This window comes from Sphingomonas sp. (assembly GCF_035555815.1).
GTDB lineage: Bacteria > Pseudomonadota > Alphaproteobacteria > Sphingomonadales > Sphingomonadaceae > Sphingomonas.
Genome location: NZ_DATMGG010000066.1, coordinates 1 through 7,282, shown reverse-complemented (window position 1 = coordinate 7,282; position 7,282 = coordinate 1). Strand labels below are relative to the sequence as shown.

The following is a 7,282-nucleotide window of genomic DNA, read 5'->3' as shown; positions in this document are numbered from 1 at the left end:
CCGGCCGGCGGCTTGTGCGCGGCCATTTCCGCCCGCATCTTCGCCGCGTCGGCGACGATGTCGCGCGCGGGGCGGTCGCCGGCCAGCACGCGGTCGATGATCGCCTGCACCTGCTCGCGCGCCGCCGCCGACCCGAAGATCGCCCGCGCGCGCGTCAATGCCATATGCTCCCAGGTCCACGCGCTCTCGCGCTGGTAGCGGTCGAAGCCGTCGAGCGACACCACCAGCGGCCCCGACGTCCCCGACGGGCGCAGCCGCGTGTCGATCTCGTACAGCGGTCCCGACGCGGTCGGCACCGACAGCGCCGCGCTCACCCGCTGCGCCAGCCGATTGTAATAGAGCACCGCGCCCAGCGGCTTCTCCCCATCCGATTCCGCCGCGAAATCGCCGGTGAACAGATAGATGAAGTCAAGGTCGGAGGCATGGGTCAGCGCCGCCCCGCCCATCCGCCCGAGCGCGAGGATCACCAGCTCGCTGTCTGGCACGCGGCCATGACGGCGGGCGAATTCGTCGACCGTGGCCGCGGCCAGCACCTCCACCGCCGCCTCCGCGACACGGGCATAGCCGGCGGAGACGTCGAGCGGATCGCTGGTCCCGGCGACGATCTGCGTGCCCAGCGCAAAGCGGCGCTCGGCGACGACCCGCCGCACATGGTCGAGCAGATGCTGGTAGTCCTCGCCGCTCTCCCCCGCCGACATCTCCGCCGCCAGACTTGCGACGTCGTCGACCGGATCGAGCGCCGACGCATCGATCAGCCCGTCGAGCAACCCTGCCCGCCGTCCCAGCACGTCGGCCAGCGTCGGCGCATAGGCCAGGATCGTGGTCAGCAGCTTGAGCAAGGCCGGGCGCGCCGCGATCAGGTGAAGCACGTTGATCGCCGTCGGCAGCCGCGACAGGATCGCGTCGAAGCGGACCAGCGCGGCATTGGCGTCGGGCGCCTCGCCCAGCGCGCGGACCAGCGCCGGCAGCACCGCCTCCAGCGCCGCCTGCGCCGGGGCGCTGCGCAACGCCGGATAGGTCGCCGAACGCCAGGTTTCGATCAGGCGCGACGCGGCGGCCGGATCGCGGAACCCGGCGGCTTCCAGCGGATCGACCCCGCCCGCCAGCCGTGGCGCCGTCTCTTCGTCCAGCGCGTCGTAGATCGTGCCGACCCGCTCGACATGCGGGCGCAGCAGATCGAGCAGCGCCGCGCCGTCCTTCAGGCCGTGCAGGCGAGCGACGCGGTCGAGCCCCTCGCCGTTTTCGGGCAGCGCGTGGGTCTGGCGATCGTCGATCATCTGGACGCGGTGCTCGATCGTGCGCAGCAGCGTGTAGGCATCGGCCAGCGCCGCCGCCTCGTCCGGGTCGATCCGCCCCGCCTCCGCCAGCCGCGCCAGCGCGTCGCGCGTCGCGGGCGCGCGCAGCGCCGGTTCTCGCCCGCCGTGGATCAATTGATGGATCTGGGCGAAGAACTCGACCTCGCGGATGCCGCCCCGCCCGCGCTTCAGGTCATAGCCGGGCCCGAAATTCTGCCCCCGCGTGTGATGGTCGCGGATTCGGCGCGAGATTCCGCGAATCTCGCGGATCGCGCTGAAATCGAGCGCGCGGCGCCACACGAACGGCCGGATGTCGGCCAGGAACCGCTCGCCCAGCGCGACGTCGCCGGCACAAGCGCGCGATCGGATGAAGGCGGCGCGCTCCCACGGCAGCGCCTGCGATTCATAGTAAGAGATCGCCGCGTCGACCGGCAGCACGATCGGCGTCACTTCCGGCGACGGGCGCAGCCGCAGGTCGACGCGCAGGACATAGCCGTCGCCATCGCGCGCCTGGAGCAGCTCGACCACGCGCCGCCCGATCCGCACCGCCGCCTCGACCGGCTCGTCGCGCTCGCGGCGCGGCAGCGTGTCGGGATCGAACAGCAGGATCGGGTCGATGTCGGAGGAGTAGTTGAGCTCGCGGCTGCCCTGCTTGCCGAGCGCGATCGCCGCCAGTCCCGCCGGCGCGGCGCCGGGCGTCCGTTCGCGGATTGCCGTGGCGATCGCGCTGTCCAGCGCATGGTCGGCGAAGGCGGTCAGCGCCTCGGTCGTACGGGTCAGATCATAGAGCCCGGCGAGATCGCCGATCGCTACGATCAGCGCCAGCCGCCGCCGTTCCAGCCGCAGCCGCCGCCCCACCGGCATGTCGGGATCGTCGATCGCCGCCGCCGCGACCGGATCGGCCAGCGCCGCCCCCATGGTATCGACCAGCGCGGGCTCCCGGTCGATCAGCCCGGCCAGGAATGGCGCCTCCGCTTGTGCACGGGCGATGGCGTGCTGAATGATCATGGTGTTCGACATCGCAGGCAGCTGACGATTGAAGATTTCCTCAAAGTCAAGCAACAATTCCGGCGCCGGATAGTTTTACCCGCATGACCCGTATGCTTTCCAGTTCCAAGCGTAACCACGCGATGATCGTCGAACGCCCGCGTGAGAGCGATGCGATTGGGGCGGCGCTGCGCGAGGCCTATAGTCGCCAGTTGGGCATTCCCGACGATCTGGCGGACCTGCTCCGCCAACTCAGCGCCGGGCGCCCCGGCGGCGACGACGACCCCGCGTTCAGCTGTCGCGGCTGAGATCCTCGACCTCGCTCATGATCGTGTCGAGCGCCGAGCGCCCGCCGCCGTCATGCTCGCGCCGCGACGGCAGCCGCCCCTCGGTCAGGATCGATTCGAGCGCGACCCGGCCGCGCGCGACGCGGCTCTTGATCGTGCCGACCGCGACGCCGCAGATCTCCGCCGCTTCCTCATAGGCAAAGCCGCCCGCGCCGACCAGGATCAGCGCCTCGCGCTGCGGCTGCGGCAGGTGAAGCAGCGCGCGCTGCATGTCGGTCAGTTCGACGTGGCGATCCTGACTGGCCGGCGCGGCGAGCAGCCGGTCGGCGACCAGATCGTCCCACTCGCCCTTGAACCGCGCGCGGCGCATCTGGCTGAGATAGAGGTTGCGCAGGATGATGAACGTCCACGCGCGCATGTTGGTGCCCGCCTGGAACCGCTGCCGCGCCGCCCATGCCTTCAGCAGGGTTTCCTGCACCAGATCGTCGGCCAGGTCGCGACTGCCCGACAGCGACCGCCCAAAGGCGCGCAGGTGCGGGATGACCTGCGCCAGCTGGGTCTTGAATTCGGGGTCGGACAAGGCGACGTGCGGCACCGGCGGCGGGCCGTCATCCTCGGCGGTATCGTCACGCTCGGTCATCGGAGTCCGTTCTTGGAACGCAGGCCAGTATAGGCGCGCCGCAGGGAATTGCGAGGGGGGAACGCGCCTTCGCGCCCGCTACTTTCAGCGAAGCAGCAGGAACGCGAAGATCACGATGACGAGCGTCAGCGAAATGCCGAGGATGTAACGTGTCATGTGCGGCGTGGCGCCGGCGCGTGCGCGCTCGGCGTCGATATGCTGCACTCCGTTCGGGTCGATCTCGTTAGTCATGAACCATCAACACCCGAAGACCGTTTTGGCTCCGTAACTTCGTCAATTTGTCGGAACGGTGGCCTCATCGAAGAACAGCGCCTGGCTGATCGCCGCCTTGACCGTGGACCGCTGGAACGGCTTGGTGATCAGGAAGGTCGGCTCCGGACGCTCGCCGGTCAGCAGCCGTTCGGGGAAGGCGGTGATGAAGATCACCGGCACGCGGAATTCCGCGAGAATGTCCTTCACCGCGTCGATGCCCGAGCTGTCGTCGGCCAGCTGGATATCGGCAAGAACCAGTCCAGGCCGGTCCTCCAGCGCCAGCGCGACGGCCTCGTCGCGGGTGACGGCGACGCCGGTGACGTCATGGCCCTGATCGCGAACGATCGCCTCGATATCCATGGCGATGATCGGCTCGTCCTCGATGATCAGCACGCGGGCGCGAGTCTGCTTCTCGATCTCGCCCAGCGCATCGGTGACCAGCCGGTCGACCTCGTCCGGGGCGGTGGCGATCAGATAGCCGGCATCCTCGGTCGTGAAGCCTTCCATCGCGGTCAGCAACAGTGCCTGCCGCGACAGCGGGGCGATGCGCGCGAGCCGCGCCCGCGCGATCGCTTCATTGTCGCTTTCCGGGGCGTTGAACGAATCGCGCTCCTCGACATTCGTCGAGCCCCAGATCGCCTGGAAGGTGCGATACAGGCCCAGCCGGGGATCGACTTCACGCGGGAATTCGTCCGGCGCGGCGACGATGGCCTCCAGCGTCGCGCGAACATAATGATCGCCCTCCGACTGGCTGCCCGTGAGGGCGCGGGCGTAACGCCGCAGGAAAGGAAGGTGCGGCGCTAGCTGCTGTCCAAGCGACATGTCGGCGATATACTCCGTGATATCCCCGCCGTGTGGGCCATCCACGCGGCGGTTGCAACATTCGCGGCCGAAACCAGCAGTCTCGACCGAATCTGTGTGGCCATGGAACAATCGAGGTCATATTTGGTTTCATCTGCACCCGCGATCGCGTTAGGACGCGGTTGCGGTGGCGTTTACCACGCCCGAGCCAAGAAGTTCCCCGGCCCGGCCGGGCCTTGAGGGGGAAGTCGTGCGTTCTGATAAAACCGGTTCCAGCCAAAAAAAGGCGGAGCATAGCAAGGCGAACGAAGGCGATCGGACGGTCGGCGACGCGTTGCGCGCCGTCTATCAGGACGCCGTCGCCGAAAGCATTCCCGACGAAATGCTCGATCTGCTCCACAAGCTTGGTTAGCCGATAGCGCATGGACGGTGATCCCGGTCCGCGCGACCCACGCCCTGCGCTTACCGCGCTCGCACGGATGCCCACGGGCGCCAAACTCTTCCTGATCCTCAGCGCGGCGCTGCTGCCGCTCGCGCTGATCGCGGTGGCGGCGACGCTGCAGACCACGCGCACCGCCGACCTTCAGAATCGCGCCGAGCTGCGCGTCGCCACCGGAGGGGCGGCGCGATCGCTGGCGATCGAGCTGGTCGGCGACACCAACGCGTTGCGTTCCGCCGTCGCGGCGATCGAGGCCGATCCCGGCGACACCGCCGTGTGCGCGCGCACCCGCGGCGTGTTCGCGCCGAGCACGCTGGCCGGCGCGCGCTATGCGGTGGTCGACCGCACGGGGCGGCTGCGCTGCGGCACTCCTCCCCCCAGCGGCGCGCCGACGCCCGGCCCCAATGCGGTGGCGACGCGGCTGGTGCCCGGCCAAGGGCTGTTGATCGGCGTTACCGGCAACAGCGGCACCGCGCGCGCCAGCGCGTTCTTTCCGACAAGCTATCTCGCGGACATCGCCCGCCCCAGCGACCTCGCTCCCAAATACGGCTCGGAACTGACCCACGACGATTCGACGCTGTCGCTGCGCGCGCTGCCCGGCAGAATCCTGGCCCGGCGCGAGCATGACAGCGCCCCGGTCGGGCTCGACCGGCTGATGCTCAACATGGTCGTCGACAGCGCGCCGATCACCTCCGCGGTGGTGGCGGCGATGCTGCTGCCGATCCTGATGTGGGCGGCGGCGGCGGGGATCAGCTGGTTCGTGATCGATCGGCTGCTGATCCGATCGCTGCGCCGCCTGCGCGCCGCCGTCGGCGCCTATCAGCCGGGCGAAACCTTCGACCCGGTCCGCACCGGCCACATCGCCGCGCAGGAGATTCGCGAGCTGGGCGAAACCTTCGCCGGGCTCAGCCGGACGATCGCCGACCACGAGGCCGACCTGGCCGAAGGGCTGGTGCGCCAGACCAAGCTGACCCGCGAGGTCCATCACCGCGTCAAGAACAACCTTCAGGTCATCACCAGCCTGATCAACTTCCATTCGCGCAGCGCCACCGGGGCGGAGGCGATCGCCGCCTATGCCGCGATCCAACGCCGGGTCGATGCGCTGGCGGTGGTCCATCGCCACCATTTCGCCGAGCTGGAGGAAAACCGCGGGCTGGGGCTGCGATCCGTGCTGAGCGAACTCGCCGCCAACATCCGCGCCACCGCGACCGGCCCGACCCGCGATTTCGGCCTGACGCTGGAGATCGATCCGTTTCTGGTGTCGCAGGATACCGCCGTCGCCATCGCCTTCCTCATCACCGAACTGGTCGAACTGGCGATGAGCGTCGACCCCACGGCGCAGCTGCGCATATCGGTCAAACCGGGCGATCAGGATACGCGCGCGGTGGTGCGGGTGGCTTCGCCCGCGCTGATCGAGACCGAAAAGCTGCGCAAGCTGATCACCGAACGTTATGGCCGCGTCAGCGAAGGACTGGCGCGCCAATTGCGCGCGCCGCTGCACCACCAGCCGCTGGCCGGGGTGTTCGAAATCGCCATCGCCGTCACCGGCCGCGACTGAACCGCCGCGCTCGAAAGGATTCTCCTCGCGCGTAAAAAATTTCGCCGCGGCGACGGAACCGGCTGTCGACACCCACGTTTAGAACTTCGGATAGTGACCTTTTGCCCCCCCGCTCTCGCTATCCAAGACATGGGCCCGGAAGCGTCTCCCCCTCCCCCCGGTGACGCTTCCGGGTCTAGCATTTTCCAGCCTCGAAATTCTGTCGCCCCACCCGGTCAATCGTCACGGCGCGGGAACGAAATCGCGTGTCCGGACATTGGCTGCACAGCTTTCACCGTAGGAGTATTTCGACATGCGCAAGATCACCACCGCGATCGCCCTGGCCACCATCCTGACGCTGGCCGCCTGCAACACCGTCGAGGGTGTGGGCAAGGACGTCAAGTCGGCGGGCGAAACCGTCGCCAACACCGCCGACGACGCCAAGTAATGCTGGACGGGGCCGCGTCGCGGCCCCGTTCCGACACACCGTCGGTGGCTGGAGGGTTTTCCGGGCAGGTGGAATCACCCGCCGTCACGGAAAGCGCGTTAAATCAAAAACCTCGAGCAGCCGAACCGATGCGATCGGATCGGAATCGGCGGTTGACGGGGATCTAGGCTCCCGTCACCTCGGCGGCCAGCGCGTCGCGCGCGCGCCGCTTTTCGGTGAACCAGATTCCGATCAGCGCCAGTTCGTACAACAGCACCAGCGGAATCGCGAGCAGCAGCTGCGATCCGATGTCGGGCGGGGTCAGCACCGCCGCGATGCCGAACGCCGCGACGATCGCATAGCGCCGCGCGCTGACCAGCTGCTTGCGCGTCACGATCCCGGCGCGTTCCAGCAGCATCAGCACCACCGGCAGCAGAAATGCCAGGCCGAACGCGAACAGGAACTGCATCACGAAATCAAGGTAGCTGCCGACGCGCGGCAGCGCCTCCTGCTGCACGCCGCCCAGGTCGCCCTGATAGCTCAGCAGGAAATGCAGCGCGATCGGGATCGCCATGTAATAGGCCAGCGCCGCGCCGCACGCGAACAACACCGGCGTG

Annotated in this window: 9 protein-coding genes; 4 read left to right on the top strand and 5 right to left on the bottom strand. The window is 68.6% G+C overall.

The annotated features are described in order from the left end of the window. The coding region (locus VNR91_RS03710) for a bifunctional [glutamine synthetase] adenylyltransferase/[glutamine synthetase]-adenylyl-L-tyrosine phosphorylase (protein ID WP_325489443.1) at positions 1-2,315 on the bottom strand (2,315 nt) is incomplete at its 3' end. Between the two features lie 71 nt (positions 2,316-2,386). On the opposite strand from VNR91_RS03710, the gene VNR91_RS03705 reads away from it, so the two are divergent. Then, on the top strand, positions 2,387-2,590 hold the full coding sequence (locus VNR91_RS03705) for a hypothetical protein (protein WP_325489442.1): 204 nt from the start codon (positions 2,387-2,389) through the stop codon (positions 2,588-2,590). Here VNR91_RS03705 and VNR91_RS03700 read toward each other — a convergent pair. The 3 genes from VNR91_RS03700 to VNR91_RS03690 all read right to left on the bottom strand — a co-directional run bounded on the left by VNR91_RS03700 (position 2,574) and on the right by VNR91_RS03690 (position 4,283). Then, the gene (locus VNR91_RS03700; RefSeq protein ID WP_325489441.1) at positions 2,574-3,209 is read right to left on the bottom strand and encodes a sigma-70 family RNA polymerase sigma factor; all 636 of its coding nucleotides are present in this window, start codon (positions 3,207-3,209) and stop codon (positions 2,574-2,576) included. The genes VNR91_RS03705 and VNR91_RS03700 overlap by 17 nt on opposite strands. An 84-nt stretch (positions 3,210-3,293) precedes the next feature. Further along, complete coding sequence (locus VNR91_RS03695; protein WP_325489440.1) at positions 3,294-3,440, bottom strand: hypothetical protein; 147 nt, start codon at positions 3,438-3,440, stop codon at positions 3,294-3,296. A 42-nt stretch (positions 3,441-3,482) separates the two neighbouring features. Beyond that, a complete protein-coding gene (locus tag VNR91_RS03690; protein WP_325489439.1) occupies positions 3,483-4,283 on the bottom strand; it encodes a response regulator in 801 nt (266 codons plus the stop codon). Positions 4,284-4,449: 166 nt separating this feature from the next. Here VNR91_RS03690 and VNR91_RS03685 point away from each other — a divergent pair, with 166 nt between their 5' ends. The 3 genes from VNR91_RS03685 to VNR91_RS03675 all read left to right on the top strand — a co-directional run bounded on the left by VNR91_RS03685 (position 4,450) and on the right by VNR91_RS03675 (position 6,686). Next, entirely contained in the window at positions 4,450-4,674 is a 225-nt protein-coding gene (locus VNR91_RS03685; protein WP_325489438.1) for a NepR family anti-sigma factor, read from the top strand. 67 nt (positions 4,675-4,741) lie between these two features. Next, entirely contained in the window at positions 4,742-6,259 is a 1,518-nt protein-coding gene (locus tag VNR91_RS03680; RefSeq protein ID WP_325489437.1) for a sensor histidine kinase, read from the top strand. 292 nt (positions 6,260-6,551) lie between these two features. Then, complete coding sequence (locus VNR91_RS03675) at positions 6,552-6,686, top strand: entericidin A/B family lipoprotein (protein WP_325489436.1); 135 nt, start codon at positions 6,552-6,554, stop codon at positions 6,684-6,686. Between the two features lie 163 nt (positions 6,687-6,849). Here VNR91_RS03675 and tatC read toward each other — a convergent pair. Continuing rightward, on the bottom strand, positions 6,850-7,282 hold a 433-nt coding region (gene tatC, locus VNR91_RS03670; RefSeq protein WP_325489435.1), incomplete at its 5' end, for a twin-arginine translocase subunit TatC.